This window comes from Nonomuraea sp. KM88, from assembly GCF_052245635.1.
In the GTDB taxonomy this organism is placed as follows: domain Bacteria; phylum Actinomycetota; class Actinomycetes; order Streptosporangiales; family Streptosporangiaceae; genus Nonomuraea.
In genome coordinates this window covers 175,336-191,102 of record NZ_JBQQCC010000008.1, presented here as the reverse complement: position 1 = coordinate 191,102, position 15,767 = coordinate 175,336, and the positions used below count along the sequence as shown (strand labels likewise).

The window sequence follows — 15,767 nt, the reverse complement described above, 5'->3', positions numbered from 1 at the left end:
CCTACGCTGAGCCCAACTTCAGAACATTGTTCTCCAGGAGGCCGGATGCTGGAGGTACACGATCTTACCGTTCGCTTCGGGGGCATCACGGCGCTGGACGGCGTCGGCTTCGACGTGGGGCGCGGCGAGATGGTGGGGCTCATCGGGCCGAACGGCGCCGGCAAGACCACCCTGTTCAACTGCCTGACCCGGCGGTACGAGCCCGGGTCGGGGACGATCGTGTACGAGGGCGGCGACCTGACGGCCGTGGCCCCGCACGCCATCGCCGGGCTCGGCATCGCCAGGACGTTCCAGAACCTCGGCCTGTTCCCGCGCCTGTCCGTACGCGACAACGTGCTCGTCGGCGCGCACCACCGGGGCCGGGCCGGCTTCCTGTCGGCCGGGTTGCGCCTGCCGGGCGTGCGCCGCGAGGAGCGCGCGTTGGGCGCCGACGCGGACGGGGTGCTGGAGCGGCTCGGCCTGACCGGGGTGGCCGGGCATCCGGCGACCGGGCTGCCGTTCGGCACGCTCAAGCGGGTCGAGCTGGCCCGCGCTCTCGTCGGCCGGCCCCGGCTGCTGCTGCTCGACGAGCCCGTGAACGGCCTCAACGCGGCCGAGGTCGAGGAGTTCGCGACCACGCTGAACGCGCTGCGCTCCGAACACGACCTGACCGTCATCGTCGTCGAGCACCACATGGGGTTCGTGATGGGGATCTGCGAGCGCATCGTCTGCCTGGACTTCGGCCGCAAGATCGCCGAGGGCCCGCCCGCCGAGGTGCAGCGCGATCCCGGCGTCATCGAGGCCTACCTGGGGACGGCGCCATGACGGATCTGGTGGTGGAGGAGCTGACGGCCGGATACGGCGACGCCCGCGTGCTGCACGGCGTGAGCCTGACCGTCGGCCAAGGGGAGATCTGCGCGATACTCGGGCCCAACGGGGCGGGCAAGACCACGCTGCTCAGGGCGCTGTCCGGCATGATCAGGGCGCGCGGCACCGCCACCCTGGGCGGCGCCGACCTGACCGGCCGCTCGCCCGACACGCTCGCCCGGCAGGGCATCGCCCACGTCCCCGAGGGGCGTGGCACGTTCATGCCGCTCACCGTCGAGGAGAACCTGCGGCTCGGGGCCTACGTCCGCAGGCGCGGGGCCGGCGTGGAGGCCGACCTCGACCGCATCCACGGCTATTTCCCGGTGCTGAAGACGCGGCTCAAGCAGGCCGCGGGCAGCCTCAGCGGGGGCGAGCAGCAGATGCTGGCCATCGGCCGGGCCCTGATGTCGCGCCCCCGGCTGCTGCTGCTCGACGAGCCGTCGCTCGGCCTGGCTCCGCTGGTCACCCGGGAGCTGTTCCGCATCGTCCAGGCCATCAACGCAGAGGAGCGAACCACCGTGGTCGTCGTCGAGCAGAACGCCCATCTCGCCCTCGGCATCGCCCAGCAGGCGCACGTCCTGGAGACCGGGCGGATCGTCCTGTCGGGCACGGCCGAGGAGATCAGGGCCGACGAGCAGGTCGCCCGGTCCTACCTCGGATACCGGGTGTAGCCGATGGCCGGATTCCTGCAGCAGGTCGTCCAGGGGCTCGGCGCGGGCGCCATCTACGCCAGCCTGGCCCTGGCCCTCGTGCTGATCTACCAGTTCACCGGCATCGTGAACTTCGCCCAGGGCGAGCTGGCCATGTTCTCCACCTACGTCGCCTGGCAGCTCACGGCCGCCGGGCTGCCGTTCTGGCTGGCGCTGGTGGTCACGCTGGCGGTGTCGTTCGCCGGCGGGATGCTCATCGAACGGGTGATCATCCGCCCCGTCGAGGGCGCGCCCGAGCTGACCCTGGTGATCGTCACCGTGGGGCTGTTCATCTTCGTCAACGCCGCCGCCGGGTGGATCTGGACGTTCCTCATCAAGGACTTCCCGAACCCGTTCCCCGCCGGCGCGCTGGAGGCGGGCGGGATCAGCGTGAGCTTCTCCACGCTCGGCGTGCTGGCCGTCGTGGGCGCCGTCATGGGGCTGCTGTACCTGCTCTTCCGGCACACCAAGATCGGGCTGGGGATGCGGGCGGTGGCCACCAACGCCGAGTCCGCGCGGCTGGTCGGCATCCGGGTGGGCTGGACGCTCGCGCTCGGGTGGGGGCTCGCCTCGACCGTGGGCGCGGTGTCGGGGGTGCTCGTGGCGCCGCTGCTGTTCCTCGAGCCCAACATGATGGGCGGCGTCCTCATCTACGCGTTCGCGGCGGCGACGCTCGGCGGGTTCGACAGCCCGCTGGGCGCGGTCGCCGGCGGCCTGATCGTCGGCGTCGCGGAGACGCTCGCCGGGGCGTACGTCGGGTTCATCGGATCCGACCTCAAGGTGGGCGTGCCGCTGGTGATCATCCTCGGTGTCCTGCTGCTGCGGCCCCAGGGCCTGTTCGGGCGAGCGGTGGTGGAGCGGGCATGAGCGAGGCCACGAACGCCGCCCGGGCGCGGACCGTCACGCCGCCCCCGCCCTCCGCGCCGCGGCCCGCTGAATGGTGGCGGTCGGCGCGCTGGCGCTGGGGCGCGTCCGCGCTGCTCGCTGCGGCCGCCTGCTACGCGCCGTTCCAGCTGGTGCCGTTCCACGTCTTCCAGCTCACGATGGTGTTGATCTACGCGGTCGCGCTGCTCGGGCTCAACCTGCTGGTCGGGCACGCCGGGCAGATCTCGCTCGGCCACGGCGCGTTCTTCGCCGTCGGCGCCTACACGGCCGCCATCCTGCTCGAACACTGGTCTGTGCCGTACCCGCTGACCCTGCCCGTCGCGGCCGGGGCGGCGTTCCTGCTCGGCCTGGCGTTCGGGGTGCCGGCCATGCGGCTGCGCGGCCTCTACCTGGCGCTCGTGACGCTCGCCATCGCGATCTTCCTCGTCCCGCTGCTCAAGAGGTTCGAGGAGCTGACCGGCGGCTCGATGGGGCTGACGCTGGCCAAGCCCGCGCCGCCCGCGTGGAGCGGCCTGGCCGAGGACCAGTGGCTGTACTTCCTCACCCTGGCCGTCGCCGTCGCCGCGTTCCTGCTCTGCGCCGGCCTGCTGCGCTCGCGCGTCGGCCGGGCGCTGCACGCCATCAGGGACAACGAGGGCGCGGCCGAGGTCATGGGCGTGCGGCTGTCGGTCCACAAGACGCTCGCCTTCGCCTGGAGCGCCATGTTCGCGGGGACGGCCGGCTGCGTCTACACGTGGGTGATCGGGTTCGTCTCGCCCGACTCGTTCACCGTCAACCTGTCGATCACGCTGCTGGCCGGCCTGGTCGTCGGCGGGCTCGGCTCGCTGTCGGGGCCCGTGCTCGGGGGCTTGTTCGTGATGTTCGTGCCCAGCCTCGCGCAGGACATCAACGACGCCGCGCCCGGCGTCATCTTCGGCCTGCTGATCATCGCGGTGATGTACGTGGCCCCGACGGGGCTGGCCGGGCGCTTGATCAGGAAGATTCCCCGGAAGGAGTAAGAGGGATGCGAGTATCTGCGATCGGCTGTACGGCGCTGCTCGTGCTCGCCGTCGCCGCATGCGGGGGACGGGACCAGGGCGCCGCCACCGGCACGGCCACGTCGGGCGGCCAGTGCCAGGGGCAGCAGACGACCGGCATCACCGACACGAGCATCAAGCTGGGCGGCATCTACCCGCTGTCCGGCCCCGCCTCCGCCTACGGGGACATCCCCAAGGGCATCAAGGCGTACTTCGACTACGTCAACGCGGAGAAGAACGGCATCGGCGGGCGCAAGGTCGAGTTCGTCGTCCGCGACGACGGCTACCAGCCGCCGAAGGCCGTCGAGGAGGCGCGCAGGCTGGTCGAGCAGGAGCAGGTGTTCGCCCTGTTCCAGACGCTCGGCACGCCGTCGACCACGGCGACCTGGGACTACACCAACCAGCGCAAGGTGCCGCAGATCTTCGTCGCCACGGGCGCGTCGAAGTGGGGCGCCGACACCCAGCACCCGTGGACCATCGGCTGGCAGCCCAACTACATCTCCGAGGCCCGCGTCTACGCCCAGTACCTCAAGCAGGAGAGACCGGACGCCAAGGTCGCCGTCCTCTACCAGAACGACGACTTCGGCGAGGACCTGCTCGGCGGCTTCAAACGGGCCATCGAGGGCACCGAGGTCAAGGTCGTGGCCGAGCAGAGCTACGAGGTGAGCGACCCGAGCGTCGACCCGCAGATGCGCAACCTCGCCCAGTCGAAGGCCGACGTGTTCCTCAACGTCACCACGCCCAAGTTCGGCTCGCAGGCGCTGGCCGCCGACGCCAAGAACACCAAGTGGAACCCGCTGCACATCGTCAACAACGTCGCCGCCTCGATCACCGTGCTCAAGCCCGTCGGCTTCGAGAACGTCCAGGGCGTCGTGTCCAGCACGTACTACAAGGACCCGAACGACCCGACGTGGCAGGACGACGCGGAGATGAAGCTCTACAAGCAGAAGATGGAGCAGTACGCGCCGGGCGCGGACCCCAACGTGCCGTACCACACCTTCGGCTGGGCCGTGGCCAGCAGTTTCCACAAGGCCATGGAGGCGGCCGCCTGCCCGACCCGCGAGGGGCTGCGTGACTCGGTGCGCAACATGAAGGGGATCGCGGTCGACATGCTGCTGCCCGGCGTGACGATGGACACCGCGCAGGGCGACGGGTTCCCGATCGAGTCGATGCAGCTCATGGAGTTCAAGGGCGAGCGGTGGGAGCTGTTCGGCGAGGTGATCGACACGCGCAAGGAGTTCGGGCCCCTGACCAACTGACCTGTCAGGTCGCGGCGACGATCGTGCCCGTCGCGACCAGCCGGTCGACCGCCTCAGAGATGGCCTCGAGCGCGGTGTGGCGGGGCCGGTGGCCCAGCAGCCGCGCGGCCTTCTCCATGCTGCAGTGCGGGCTGTGCGCGATGTGGTCGTACGTCACCCGGGCGTCGTCCTCCGTCACCGTGTCGCGCCACTGCTCCCACGGCAGGTAGGCCAGCCGCGCCTCCCGCCCGAACCAGCCCGCCACCGCCTCGGCGTAGCCGCGCAATGTCACGGCGGTGGTGGCCACGGAGTGGAAGCTCTCGCCCCTGGCGGCGGCCGGGCTCGCGATGGCGTCCATGAACAGTTTTGCCACGTCGTCGGCGTGCACGTGCTGGACGGTCTCCATGCCCAGGTTGGGCAGCGCCAGCTCGCCGCCGTCGGCCAGCGTCTGGAAGACGGCCGGGTTGACGTTGCCGGCCGGGTTGACCGGCACCCATCCCGGCCCGGTGATGTGGCCGGGGTGGATGATCGTGGCGGGGAAACCGTGACGGTGCGCCCGGTCGAGCAGGTAGGCCTCGATGGCGGCCTTCTGCCGGCCGTACTCGGCGATCGGCCGGCGCGGCCGGTCCTCGGTCGTCGGCACCCGCGTGCTGGGGCCGTGCACCCAGATCGTCCCGCAGTGCAGGAACTGCCGCACCCGCCCGTCCAGCGCCTGCGCGAGGTGCCTGGCGCTGGCCTCCGTGAAGCAGATCAGGTCGATGACGACCTCGCCGCCGAGCTCCGCGACGCGCCGCCCGAACGAGCCGTCGGCCTCCTCCGCCGTCCGGTCGGCGGTGACCAGCTCGACCCGCCGCCAGGCGGGGTGCGGCGTGTAGGGCTGCCGCTCGCCCCGGCTCACGGCGACCACGTCGTGGCCCGCGTCGACGAGCCTGGGAATGAGATAGGTGCCGATGTGCCCGCTGCCGCCGATCACCACTACGCGCATGCGCACAGCGTAGACCTCCGTGGCGAGCCGGTCACCGTCGCCTTGGGCGGCCCAGATACGCTCCTGATGTCCAGTTTCGGAGGTTAGGGCTTGTCGGGGGTTGTCGCGGCGTTCGTCGCTCTGGTGTCCGTTGCCGTGCTCGGTTACCTCGTCGGCTGGAGCGGGCTCCTGCGGGCCAGCGACGAACTGGTCCTGTCGCGGCTGGCGTTCTTCGTGGCCACGCCCGCGCTGATGTTCGCCACCGTGTCGCGTGCGGACCTGGGCTCGCTGTTCTCGCCGGTGTTGCTGACCCAGATCGTCGCCGTGGCGTGCGTGCAGCTCGCGTACGTGCTGGTGGCGCGGGCGGTCTGGCGCAGGGACCGGCGCGAGGCGACGATCGGCGCGCTCGCCGCGTCCTACGTCAACGCGGGAAACCTGGGCATCCCCATCTCGATCTACGTGCTCGGCGACGGCGCGCTCGTCGCGCCCATCCTGCTCTTCCAGCTTGTCGTGCTCACCCCGGCCTCCTTCCTCGTCCTCGACAAGGGGGCCAGGTCGGTCCGGGCGGTGCTGCTGCTCCCGCTGCGCAACCCCCTCACCGTCGCCTCGCTGCTCGGGCTGGCGTTCGCGCTGACCGGGACCTCGCTGCCGGTCACGTTCATGCGCCCGATCGAGCTGCTCGGCGGCGCGGCCGTGCCCGTCGCGCTGCTGGCCTACGGCCTCAGCCTGTACGGCTCCCGGCGCGCGCCGGCGACCCCCGAGGACGGCGGCGTCGGGAAGGAGGTCTTCCTGGTGATCGCGCTCAAATCGTTCGTGCAGCCGGGCATCGCCTACCTGACCGCCCGCCTCGCCCTCGGGCTGGAGGGCGGCGACCTGCTGGCGGCCACCCTGTTCGCCGCGCTGCCCACGGCGCAGAACATCTACGTGTACGCGGTCACGTACGACACCGGGCGGCGGCTCGCCCGCAGCGCCGTGCTGCTGACCACGGGGCTGGCCATCCCGATCATGACAGCGATCGGCGCGGCCCTGGGCTGACCCCCGCGGTCGCCGGCTCACCCCCGGCCGCAGCGCTCGCGCAGGGTCGCGACGCCGTCGCCGTCGAGCTCGTCGCAGTGGGCGGTGCGCCCGGTCATCGCCATCACGAGCGCCAGCGTGGTGCCGGAGACGAGCGCCCCCGAGCCGGTCGCGAAAGGACCGTCGGTCGCCTCCAGCCGCAGGCCGCCGATCCGCCCCTTGGCGAGGACGACGAGATCGGAACCCTGGTAGTAGCGCGCCAGGCGGGTGAGCGTGCCGATCGGGTGGTCGCGGCGGATGCCCAGCGGCCGCCTGATGTCCTCCCCGTGCACGACCGTCTCGCCGAGTATCGCGATGGCGGGGAGCGGCGGCGAGGTCGTGCTCGTGACGGCGCGCCGGAAGCCCTCCAGCGTGTCCTTCGGGGTCGCGCCCAGGTGCTCGGCCAGCCGCATCGCCACCTGCTTGTCGAAGTCGAACCTGCAGCGGATCACGCCCGCCAACCACCTCAGGGCAGTGAGGTTCGCCGAGGACGTGAGGTGGGCGAGCACCTCGCGCACGGTCAGCCCGGCGCACAACGACGGCGTCGCCCACTGATCGTCGGTCAGATCCGCCAGATCCGCCGCGAGCGCCGCCCGCTCCGCGTGGATCAGCGGCCAGACGTCTTCGCCGTGCTTCGTCATGCTGGGTGCTCTCCTGCTGTGGGTCCTGACTCGTACGGAGAGAAGACTCCCGGACGCGGACAAAGTCATCGCTTCCCCCTGCCATCGCATCATCGCCATTTGGGGGCAAAAGGGATCTTAGATGTGAAACGTATATTTCGCCGCGCGACGCAGGGAGAACATTTACGTATACGCGTATGATCGCCCTAGAGGGCGCCCGCCCCGGTTGTTACGGTTCTCGCGATACCGCGACTATCCAGGGGGTTTCATGGGCGAGTCCTCGACCGTCCCGCTGCACATGCGGCGGGTGGGGTTCGATCCCGCGCCGGAGCTGACGGCCGCGCGCGACGGCGAGCGGGTCAAGCGCATCACGACGGCGTTCGGCGACGAAGCCTGGCTCGTGACCCGCTACGCGGACGTACGCGAGGTGCTGGGCGACTCCGAGCGGTTCAAGATCGCGCCGCAGGGCATCGCGCGGTTGCCCGGATCCCCGGAGATGACCGAGGAGCAGCGGGCCAAGGTACGCGCGGGCAACCTGCTCGGCGTCGACCCGCCCGAGCACACCCGGCTGCGCAGGATGCTCACCGCCGAGTTCACCATCCGCCGCATGCGCCGGCTCGAACCGCGGATCAAGCGCATCGTGGACGACCACCTCGACGCCATGGAGGCCGCCGGCTCGCCCGCCGACCTGGTGTCGTCGTTCGCGCTGCCGATCCCGTCACTGGTGATCTGCGAGCTGCTCGGCGTCCCGTACGAGGATCGCGAGACCTTCCAGCACCGCACCAGCAGGATGCTGGACATGACGGTGCCGGGGGAGGAGCGGCTGCGCATGCAGTTCGAGCAGCGCGCCTACATGGAGCAGCTGGTCGCCCGCATCCAGGCCGACCCAGGCGACGAGCTGCTCGGCATGCTGGTCCGCGAGCACCCCGACGACCTGACGACCGACGAGCTCGTCGGCATCGGCGGCCTGCTGCTGTTCGCCGGGCACGAGACCACCTCCAACATGCTCTCTCTCGGCACGCTCGCCCTGCTGCGCCACCCCGAACAGCTCGAACTGCTGCGCAAGGAGCCCGAGCGCATCCACGCCACCGTCGAGGAGCTGCTGCGCTGGCTCAGCATCGTGCACTCCGGCACCACCAAGATCACGACGTCCGAGGTCGAGATCGGCGGCCAGACCATCGGGCCGGACCAGCTGGTGATCTGCTCGCTGCCCTCCGCCAACCGCGACCCCGAGCTCATGTCCGGCGCCGACACGTTCGACATCACCCGGGGCGCGCCCGGCCACCTCGCCTTCGGTCACGGCGTGCACCACTGCCTCGGCGCCCCGCTGGCCCGCATGGAGATGCGCATCGCGTTCCCCGCCCTGCTCCAGCGCTTCCCCGAGCTGCGCGTCGCCGACTCGGGCACCAACTTCCGCTCCTTCAGCGTCGTGTACGGCATGACCGCGCTGGAGGTCGCCTGGTAAGCGCTCCTTCACCGGTCCGGGAGAACGGGACAGCGGCCCCTTCACCGGCTCCGACAACCGGACATCGATCCTTCTCCGACGTGGGAAAGTGTCGGCCCGGCCGGATACCGTGCAAGCGTCATGTCCAGGACGTCACGTCGCACGAGCTGATCGGCAGGGAGCACCCTGCCGCGCTGCTGCATGCCGAGATCTCCAGGGCGATCGGCAGCCACGGCGGCCCGCCACTCGTCATAGGCGAAGTCGATCGCCTGCTTGAGCGGGGCGGGGAAGCCGCGGTTGTACTCGGGGGTGACGACGAACGCGTCCGCGGCGCCGACGGCTGCGGCACATGGCCGGCGTCGCCTGTGCCGGATAGCGCGCGGGGGGTCCTGCGGAATCCCGTCCGGGTGTCAGCCGGCGGGCCTGATGGTGTAGCCGACCCCGCGCACGGTGTGGATCATCGGGGGGCGCCGGGCGTCGATCTTGCGGCGCAGGTACGAGATGTACAGCTCGACGACGTTGCCCTGGCCCGCGAAGTCGTAGGCCCACACCCGGTGGAGGATCAGCGCCTTGCTGAGCACCCGCCCGGGATGGTGCATGAGGAGCCGGAGCAGCTCGAACTCGGTGGGCGACAGCTTGATCTCCACGCCCGCCCGTCGTGCCTCGCGGGTTCTCTGGTCGAGCGTGAGGTCGCCGACCACGAGCGCGGGCAGGCGTACGGCCTCGGACCGCAGGGTCGGGATGGTCGTGTGCATGCTCGTGATGATGGCGTCCGTGCATGAGTTTTTGATGATGACGGTTTCGCTCATGGCCACCGTGAAGAACGTCGTGCCGGACCGCAAGGCGTACATCATCCCGACCTCCACCAACGCGGGCGCCTTCTGGTACCGCAAGGACTGGTTCAAGGAGGCCGGGCTGGGGCCGCCCAAGACGTGGAGCGAGTTCTTCACCACCGTGGACAAGCTCACCGAACCGGAGGAGAACCGGTACGGGTTCACCATCCGCGGCGGCTCCGGATCCATCGCCCAGATGCTGGAGGTCGTCTACGGCCAGTCGGGTCTCACCGCGTTCTTCGACCCCACAGGCAAGGCCACCCTCAACGACCCGCGCAACGTGACGGCACTGGAGAAGTACGCCGTCCTCTACAAGAAGAACACGCCCGAGGGGGACCTGCAGAACGACTACGTGAAGATGGTCGCCCAGTTCGACACGGCGGGCAACATCGCGGTCATGCAGCACAACCTGGGCTCCTACCAGGACCACATGAAGGCGCTCGGACCGGACAAGGTGGGCTCGTTCTCCGTGCCCAGGTCCGACTCCGGCACCCAGTCGGTGTTGTCCAGCCCGGTCAGCGGCGTGGCGGTGTTCTCGGCCGGCAAGCAGAAGGAGGCCGCGTTCGAGCTCGCGGAGTCCTTCGCCTCCAAGCAGGCCGACAGCTACATCGCCGAGAAGACCGGCGTCATCCCGGCCAACAAGGACGTCGCCGGCGAGCCGTGGTTGTCGGAGGCGGAGCACATCGCCGAGGCGCAGCGGGTGATGAACGACCCGGAGACCAAGGTCGTGCAGATGCCGTACCACCTGCCGGAGTTCAACGAGATCACCAAGACGTGGGCGGAGCCGCTGTTCCAGAAGGTGCTGCTCGGCCGGCTCGGCGCCAAGGAATTCCTTGACCAGTTCGCGGCCAGACTGACCGAGGCCCAGGCCGCGTACAAGAAGCGGATCGGCTAGCTGACCAGGGCGTTGTCCACCGTACTGCCCGAAATGTACTTTCCGGTCCGCTGTCGGACGCTCTAGTGTGGCGTCGTGACCACTAACGTGATCTTGCTGAACGGTGGGTCCAGCTCGGGGAAGTCCGGCATCGCCCGGTGCCTCCAGGCGGTCCTGCCGGACCCATGGCTGGCTCTCAGCGTCGACACCATGGTCGACGCGATGCCCGCCTCCATGCGGGCGTCGGAGTCCGGGATCGAGATCGCTCCGGACGGTGCGGTGAACGTCGGACCGGAGTTCATGGCTCTGGACGCGGCGTGGACCGAGGGGGTCGCCGCCATGGCCCGTGCGGGTGCCCGGATCGTCATCGACGACGTCTTCCTCGGGGGAGCGGGATCCCAGGAGCGGTGGCGGAAGGCTCTCGCCGGGCTGGACGTGTTGTGGGTCGGCGTCAGGTGCGAGAGCGCGGTCGCGGCCGGCCGCGAGATCGCGAGGGGCGACCGGACCCGGGGCATGGCCGCTCTGCAGGCGGAGGTGGTCCACCAGGGCGTGACCTATGACCTGGAGGTCGACACCACCCGCACCGAGTCCCTGGACTGCGCGCGGGTCATCGCCGCCCGGGTCGGCTGAGCGGGGATCCCCCGCGAGGGCGGTCTTGGGAAGACACATATGACCTCAGAGTGATCAAACTGTTACTCATAGTTACTATGGGTCGGGTTGGTGCACGTATGCAGCGTGCAGCCGCAGATCACTCCAGGGGGCTGAAATGACCGATGACACCCGGGCCGAGAAGATAGAGATCGACGCTGAGGAGACGGCGGTGGGGGCCGAGGCCACGCTGCTGCACTCCCAGGACGACCCTGCGGCCTCGGCGGCGATCGACGAGGCGGTGGCGTCAGAGCTGCTGGAAGACGCCTCCGCCCGCACCGCGGCCGAGGCCAGGCGGGAGAGCGAGAGCCAGATCGCCGCACTCGCCGCGCACGATCGGGAGCGCGTACGCGGGCTCCAGCGCGACCTGGGCGCCATGGGCGCGGAGGTCTGGCCGGTGGCCAGGTGGTGGGGTTTCGAGATCCACCTCAACGAGAGCGCGGCGCTGCTGGCCTCCGAGATCGCCCAACCGGCAGGAGAGCTCTCGGGCACCGTGCTGGGCTCCTGGCTCGCCCGGATCGTGGAGCGCTCGGTACGGGACAAGGCCGCCTGGATCACTTCGGCCGCCCGGCCGTACGGGGTCCGGCTGGTCTCGCCGTGGACCGCGCCCGCCATGCTCGTCCCCGCCCGCGACGACGACAGGCCCGGCGGCGACGCCCAGCTCTACTGGGCGATGCACGAGCCGGACGAGGGGTGGAGCGACGACCAGCCGTTCGTCGACCACTTCAGCGTCTCGGGGCCGACCCTCGCGGAGTTCCAGGACCGCCTCTACCTGGCGCACCGCGGCGGCGACGGCGACTCCAGCCTGTGGTGGGCGGTCTACGACGCCGAGGAGGGCTGGAGCGAGGACCAGCGGTTCCCCGAGCACTTCAGCGACTCGGGGCCGGCGCTGGCCGCGTACGACGGGCAGCTCCACTGCGTGCACCGGGGCGCGGGCGACGACGCGCTGTGGTGGACGCGCTGGGACGGCACCTGCTGGACCCCCGACCAGAAGCTGCCCGGCCACGCCGGCTCCGCCGCCCCCGCGCTGGCCGCGTACGACGGGCAGCTCCACTGCGTGCACCGGGGCGCGGGCGACGAAGCGTTGTGGTGGACGCGGTGGGACGGCGCCGAGTGGAGCCCCGACCGGCGGCTGCCCGGCCACTCCAGCCGGTCGAACCCGGCGCTGGCCGTCTACCAGGGCCACCTCTACTGCGTGCACCGCGGCGCCGGCGAGGACTCGTCGTTGTGGTGGACGCGCTGGGACGGCGCCGAGTGGAGCCCCGACCAGAAGCTCCCCCGCCACCACGCCGCGGAGGGCCCGGCGCTGACCGTCTACAAGGACCGCCTCTACTGCGTGCACCGCGGCGACGCCGACCAGAGCCTGTGGTGGACCGCTTTCAACGGCTCCGGCTGGAGCATCGACCAGCGGCTGCCCGGCCACCACAGCGGCGAGGGCCCGGCCGTCATCGCCTACCGCGACAAGAACGCCACCCGCGACCAGCTCATGTGCGTGCACAGGGGCCGCCGCTGAAACGCCCCGCAGAAACACCGGGTGCCGGCCCGAGCCGGCACCCGGTGCGCGGGTCACCACCCCGCGAGCTGCTCCAGGAACCACTCGACCAGGGTCGGGGACACGCTGCTGTGCGCCGAGTTGCCGAGGTCGCAGCAGAACGCGTCCAGGAACGTCTCGTCCTTGGGCAGGTCGCTGAGGTCGCGGTAGAGCTCGGCCTGCCACTGGAAGGGGTCCCTGGCCAGGGCGACCGCGCTGACCACGGGGACGAAGCAGCCGGCGCGCAGGGCGTTGTCGATCGGCAGGCCCATCGCGTCGGCGAGCCTGCCCCACGAGTCGAGCGTGCCGCCCGGAGCGCCGTCGAACGCGGCCACGTGGCTGGTGGCGCTCGTCCACACAGGCCCGCCGAACCGTACGGTGCCGACGTTCTGCAGCTCGCCCAGGTCCGGCTGGATCCTGGCGGTGAGCTGCAGGGAGTCGTGGCGCAGGTCGAAGACCGGGGTGCCCGGCGGCAGGACGGGGCCCGTGCCGTTGCCGATCCCGTTGGCCATCCCCAGCTTGTACGGGCGCATCGGGAACCAGCCGACCCGGCGCAGGTCGTCGAGGAAGCCGGTGCGCAGGGTGCTGGCGGTGGTGACCGGGCCCGAGTAGTTCTCGTTCTCGACCCAGGCCCACAGCAGTTGTTGCGCGGCCGGGCTGCGGATCAGGTCGGCCTGGCCCGGCCCGTCGGAGGCTGGCTGGATCGACTCGTGCAGGTAGGCCAGCTGCTGGAGCACCAGCGGGATCCACGCGCCGAGGTGCGGCGTGTCGTAGGAGAAGTACTTGTCCGTCTGGTGGTCGAGGCGCTCGCTCTCCATGCGGGCCAGCGCGTACCTGGTGATCATGCCGCCCATGCTGACGCCGCCGACGACCAGCGGATCGTCGCCACGACGCTCCTCGATGGCGCGCAGGACGCAGGTGACGGCGACGGCGGCGTTGGCCTGGATGTAGGTGTGCCGCTCGTCGAAGCCGAGCAGCACCACGTCGATGCCCATCATCCTGAGCTGGTCGAGGAACCCGGGGACGTTCTTCTGGTAGGGGGCGTTGAGGTGCAGCCAGAGTGCGTCGAGATCGCTCGGCCCGTGGTTGAAGCCGTCGGCGATGATCAGCGGCCGCGACAGCGCCGTGTGCCCCTCCGCCAGGTGCACGGCGGCCCGGCCGGTGGCCGTGTGGCCCTGGTACGGCTCGTCGCCCACCAGGTCCCAGACGAGGTCGGCCCTGGGCGCCTGGCCGTCGCGCTCGGGCGGCGTGGCGAACCAGACCCCCTGACGCCCGAGCGCGTCCGCGATGCGCTGGACCTGGTCGGCGGAGAGAGTGCCCTCGATACCCTCTGCCTTGGCCTCGACGTCGATTCTCGGTTCCTGGGACATGTGCTCGATCCTCTCGCTCAAAGCGAAGCCCGCTGGGCCACTGGCCCCACCTTACGGTCACTCTTAGCGATATATCGAGCACATAAGGTAGTGGCGCTACTTGTCCGCAGGTCCCCTGGTTTCACCGCCTCCAGTGGGGTAAGCGCAGTGCTGAGGCCAAGCCGGGCACCCGTGCGGCGACGGCCGCCAAGCACTGTCGGCAGGCACTGCCGGCACGTTCTGTCGGCGAGGAGCCGCGATGTCACTCATCGATCCGGAATGCGTCCGTCAACTGCTGGACTCGCGCCACCAGGACGCCACGCTGGTCTACGTCCGCGGCGACTGTGTCGTGCTGCCGGCCGCCGAGGTGGACGACGCCCACCGGGGCCTGGTCATCGCCAGCCGCGACGAGGTGGTGGCCCAGTTCCCCGACGACGGCCCGACCGACGAGACGCTGGAGGCCGTCGCGACCCGGCTGGACAACATCGTCAGAGACCTGGGCGCCTGACGCCGGCGAGCCCGGCCGCTCCCACGGAAGCGGCCGGGCTCCGGAGAACGGCGGGCGCGGCCCGCGTCGGGTCATTCGCAGAGGGCGCGGTCCAGCGCGGTCTCGACGTTCTTGACGGTCTTCATGTCGGCGGGGAGCGCGGTGGTGGCGATGGTGGCCGCCCGCCCGTCCTCGGTCGCGGCGTTGCTCGTGGCGTAGCCGGGGGCGGAGCCGCCGTGCGACCAGGCGACGCCGCCGCAGCTCAGCTTGAAGGTGGCGATGCCGAGCCCGTAGCGGGCCTTGCCCGAGGTGTCGAACTGCGGGGCGGCGACGGTCTTCTTCATCTGCGCGAGCTGCGCGGGCCTGAGCAGCCTGCCGTCCAGCAGCCCGACCATGAACCGGTTGAGGTCGCTCGGCGTGGAGACCAGCTGGCCGGCGGCCCAGGCCATGGACGGGTCCATCGTGGACACGTCGGTGTACGGCTCGTCGGGCTTCGTCCGCCAGTAGCCCCTGGGGTGCGGCCCGCGGATCCTCTGCTCGCCCAGGCTCGGCCAGTACGTCTTCTCCAGGCCCAGCGGCTTGATGACGCGCCGGGTGATCTCCTCGCCGACCGGCCGGCCGGTGACCTTCTGGATGATGAGCCCGGCGAGCACGTAGCCGGTGTTGCTGTAGCTCCAGCGGCCGACGGGCGTGCCCTTCTGCGTCCTGGCCGCCTCGACCAGCTCGTACGGCTCGTAGTGGCGGTGCTGGATGTCGAAGTAGTCCTTGAGCAGCACGCCGTCGTAGTCGGGCAGGCCGGCGGTGTGCTGGAGCAACCGGCGTACCGTGATCTTCCTGCCGTCGCCGGCCCTGCCGCGCAACATTCCGGGCAGGTACTGCTCGACCTTTCCGTCCAGCTTGATCTTGCCCTCGCCGACCAGCTGCAGAACGACCACGGCGGTGAACATCTTGGTGTTGCTGGCGATGCGCACCCGGCCGTCCACGGGCACCTCGGCCCCGGTCTTCAGGTCGGCCACGCCCGCGGTGTAGTGCCGGGTGCGCCCGTCGCGCCCGCGCACCGCCGCCAGGGCGGCGGGGAACCCGCCGTCGGTGACCAGCGCGTCGAGCCTGCGCTGCAGGGACGACGACGGCTCGGCCGCGCTCGCCGGGGCGGCCGCCAGCGTGCCGGCCAGCGCCAGCCCGGTCAGTCCTGCCAGCGTACGCCGGGTGGTGACACGCGGATCGATCATGGGGGGAACGCCTCCTGCTCGCGGCTGTCTGTGATGCCTCCAAGCATGTCGGCGAGCCGGT

At 70.7% G+C, this 15,767-nt stretch carries 17 protein-coding genes; 11 read left to right on the top strand and 6 right to left on the bottom strand.

The genetic code is table 11. The features are described 5' to 3' along the window. The first annotated feature begins 45 nt into the window (after positions 1-45). From ACTWPV_RS24480 to ACTWPV_RS24460, 5 genes are read left to right on the top strand one after another with little or no spacing between them, the layout of a single operon-like run. A complete protein-coding gene (locus ACTWPV_RS24480; protein WP_347647876.1) occupies positions 46-804 on the top strand; it encodes an ABC transporter ATP-binding protein in 759 nt (252 codons plus the stop codon). Continuing rightward, positions 801-1,517: an ABC transporter ATP-binding protein gene (locus tag ACTWPV_RS24475; protein WP_443153568.1), complete on the top strand. Its 717-nt coding sequence runs from the start codon at positions 801-803 to the stop codon at positions 1,515-1,517. The genes ACTWPV_RS24480 and ACTWPV_RS24475 overlap by 4 nt, the downstream gene beginning before the upstream one ends. A gap of 3 nt (positions 1,518-1,520) precedes the next feature. Then, complete coding sequence (locus tag ACTWPV_RS24470; RefSeq protein WP_443153567.1) at positions 1,521-2,402, top strand: branched-chain amino acid ABC transporter permease; 882 nt, start codon at positions 1,521-1,523, stop codon at positions 2,400-2,402. After that, a complete protein-coding gene (locus tag ACTWPV_RS24465; RefSeq protein WP_443153566.1) occupies positions 2,399-3,418 on the top strand; it encodes a branched-chain amino acid ABC transporter permease in 1,020 nt (339 codons plus the stop codon). Before ACTWPV_RS24470 ends, ACTWPV_RS24465 begins: the two co-directional genes overlap by 4 nt. A gap of 5 nt (positions 3,419-3,423) precedes the next feature. Further along, positions 3,424-4,695: an ABC transporter substrate-binding protein gene (locus tag ACTWPV_RS24460; RefSeq protein WP_443153565.1), complete on the top strand. Its 1,272-nt coding sequence runs from the start codon at positions 3,424-3,426 to the stop codon at positions 4,693-4,695. Positions 4,696-4,699: 4 nt separating this feature from the next. Here ACTWPV_RS24460 and ACTWPV_RS24455 read toward each other — a convergent pair whose 3' ends face one another. Then, a complete protein-coding gene (locus tag ACTWPV_RS24455) occupies positions 4,700-5,659 on the bottom strand; it encodes an NAD-dependent epimerase/dehydratase family protein (protein ID WP_443153564.1) in 960 nt (319 codons plus the stop codon). Between the two features lie 90 nt (positions 5,660-5,749). Here ACTWPV_RS24455 and ACTWPV_RS24450 point away from each other — a divergent pair, with 90 nt between their 5' ends. Next, positions 5,750-6,673 carry an AEC family transporter gene (locus tag ACTWPV_RS24450; protein WP_443153563.1) on the top strand — a complete coding sequence of 308 codons (924 nt, stop codon included), beginning with the start codon at positions 5,750-5,752 and terminating at the stop codon, positions 6,671-6,673. A 17-nt stretch (positions 6,674-6,690) separates the two neighbouring features. On the opposite strand, the gene ACTWPV_RS24445 is transcribed toward ACTWPV_RS24450, so the two are convergent. After that, positions 6,691-7,332 (bottom strand): maleylpyruvate isomerase family mycothiol-dependent enzyme, encoded by a 642-nt coding sequence (locus ACTWPV_RS24445; protein WP_443153562.1) that lies wholly within the window; start codon positions 7,330-7,332, stop codon positions 6,691-6,693. A 247-nt stretch (positions 7,333-7,579) separates the two neighbouring features. Between ACTWPV_RS24445 and ACTWPV_RS24440 the strand changes: the two genes are divergently transcribed. Next, positions 7,580-8,776 carry a cytochrome P450 gene (locus tag ACTWPV_RS24440; RefSeq protein ID WP_443153561.1) on the top strand — a complete coding sequence of 399 codons (1,197 nt, stop codon included), beginning with the start codon at positions 7,580-7,582 and terminating at the stop codon, positions 8,774-8,776. Between the two features lie 41 nt (positions 8,777-8,817). On the opposite strand, the gene ACTWPV_RS24435 is transcribed toward ACTWPV_RS24440, so the two are convergent. Then, positions 8,818-9,129 carry an NAD(P)H-dependent oxidoreductase gene (locus ACTWPV_RS24435; protein ID WP_443153722.1) on the bottom strand — a complete coding sequence of 104 codons (312 nt, stop codon included), beginning with the start codon at positions 9,127-9,129 and terminating at the stop codon, positions 8,818-8,820. Positions 9,130-9,165: 36 nt separating this feature from the next. Further along, a complete protein-coding gene (locus tag ACTWPV_RS24430; RefSeq protein WP_443153560.1) occupies positions 9,166-9,510 on the bottom strand; it encodes a winged helix-turn-helix domain-containing protein in 345 nt (114 codons plus the stop codon). A 52-nt stretch (positions 9,511-9,562) separates the two neighbouring features. On the opposite strand from ACTWPV_RS24430, the gene ACTWPV_RS24425 reads away from it, so the two are divergent. The 3 genes from ACTWPV_RS24425 to ACTWPV_RS24415 all read left to right on the top strand — a co-directional run bounded on the left by ACTWPV_RS24425 (position 9,563) and on the right by ACTWPV_RS24415 (position 12,623). Further along, positions 9,563-10,483, top strand: coding sequence for an extracellular solute-binding protein (locus ACTWPV_RS24425; RefSeq protein ID WP_443153559.1), 921 nt, complete (start codon positions 9,563-9,565; stop codon positions 10,481-10,483). A 75-nt stretch (positions 10,484-10,558) separates the two neighbouring features. After that, positions 10,559-11,092: a chloramphenicol phosphotransferase CPT gene (gene cpt / locus ACTWPV_RS24420; protein ID WP_443153558.1), complete on the top strand. Its 534-nt coding sequence runs from the start codon at positions 10,559-10,561 to the stop codon at positions 11,090-11,092. 136 nt (positions 11,093-11,228) lie between these two features. After that, complete coding sequence (locus ACTWPV_RS24415; RefSeq protein WP_443153557.1) at positions 11,229-12,623, top strand: hypothetical protein; 1,395 nt, start codon at positions 11,229-11,231, stop codon at positions 12,621-12,623. A 53-nt stretch (positions 12,624-12,676) separates the two neighbouring features. Here the strand turns inward: ACTWPV_RS24415 and ACTWPV_RS24410 are convergent, their stop codons facing one another. Continuing rightward, a complete protein-coding gene (locus tag ACTWPV_RS24410; protein WP_443153556.1) occupies positions 12,677-14,011 on the bottom strand; it encodes a hypothetical protein in 1,335 nt (444 codons plus the stop codon). Between the two features lie 238 nt (positions 14,012-14,249). On the opposite strand from ACTWPV_RS24410, the gene ACTWPV_RS24405 reads away from it, so the two are divergent. Further along, a complete protein-coding gene (locus tag ACTWPV_RS24405; protein ID WP_443153555.1) occupies positions 14,250-14,498 on the top strand; it encodes a hypothetical protein in 249 nt (82 codons plus the stop codon). Positions 14,499-14,569: 71 nt separating this feature from the next. On the opposite strand, the gene ACTWPV_RS24400 is transcribed toward ACTWPV_RS24405, so the two are convergent. Then, positions 14,570-15,706, bottom strand: coding sequence for a serine hydrolase domain-containing protein (locus ACTWPV_RS24400; RefSeq protein ID WP_443153554.1), 1,137 nt, complete (start codon positions 15,704-15,706; stop codon positions 14,570-14,572). Positions 15,707-15,767: the final 61 nt, after the last annotated feature.

Excerpts from the sequence above, each read along its gene's own strand:
- ACTWPV_RS24430 (WP_443153560.1), bottom strand. The coding sequence starts at position 9,510 with ATGCACACGACCATCCCGACCCTGCGGTCCGAGGCCGTACGCCTGCCC.
- ACTWPV_RS24400 (WP_443153554.1), bottom strand. The coding sequence starts at position 15,706 with ATGATCGATCCGCGTGTCACCACCCGGCGTACGCTGGCAGGACTGACC.
- ACTWPV_RS24470 (WP_443153567.1), top strand. The coding sequence starts at position 1,521 with ATGGCCGGATTCCTGCAGCAGGTCGTCCAGGGGCTCGGCGCGGGCGCC.
- ACTWPV_RS24445 (WP_443153562.1), bottom strand. The coding sequence starts at position 7,332 with ATGACGAAGCACGGCGAAGACGTCTGGCCGCTGATCCACGCGGAGCGG.
- ACTWPV_RS24440 (WP_443153561.1), top strand. The coding sequence starts at position 7,580 with ATGGGCGAGTCCTCGACCGTCCCGCTGCACATGCGGCGGGTGGGGTTC.
- ACTWPV_RS24480 (WP_347647876.1), top strand. The coding sequence starts at position 46 with ATGCTGGAGGTACACGATCTTACCGTTCGCTTCGGGGGCATCACGGCG.
- ACTWPV_RS24405 (WP_443153555.1), top strand. The coding sequence starts at position 14,250 with ATGTCACTCATCGATCCGGAATGCGTCCGTCAACTGCTGGACTCGCGC.
- ACTWPV_RS24415 (WP_443153557.1), top strand. The coding sequence starts at position 11,229 with ATGACCGATGACACCCGGGCCGAGAAGATAGAGATCGACGCTGAGGAG.
- ACTWPV_RS24475 (WP_443153568.1), top strand. The coding sequence starts at position 801 with ATGACGGATCTGGTGGTGGAGGAGCTGACGGCCGGATACGGCGACGCC.
- ACTWPV_RS24425 (WP_443153559.1), top strand. The coding sequence starts at position 9,563 with ATGGCCACCGTGAAGAACGTCGTGCCGGACCGCAAGGCGTACATCATC.
- ACTWPV_RS24460 (WP_443153565.1), top strand. The coding sequence starts at position 3,424 with ATGCGAGTATCTGCGATCGGCTGTACGGCGCTGCTCGTGCTCGCCGTC.
- ACTWPV_RS24465 (WP_443153566.1), top strand. The coding sequence starts at position 2,399 with ATGAGCGAGGCCACGAACGCCGCCCGGGCGCGGACCGTCACGCCGCCC.
- ACTWPV_RS24410 (WP_443153556.1), bottom strand. The coding sequence starts at position 14,011 with ATGTCCCAGGAACCGAGAATCGACGTCGAGGCCAAGGCAGAGGGTATC.
- ACTWPV_RS24455 (WP_443153564.1), bottom strand. The coding sequence starts at position 5,659 with ATGCGCGTAGTGGTGATCGGCGGCAGCGGGCACATCGGCACCTATCTC.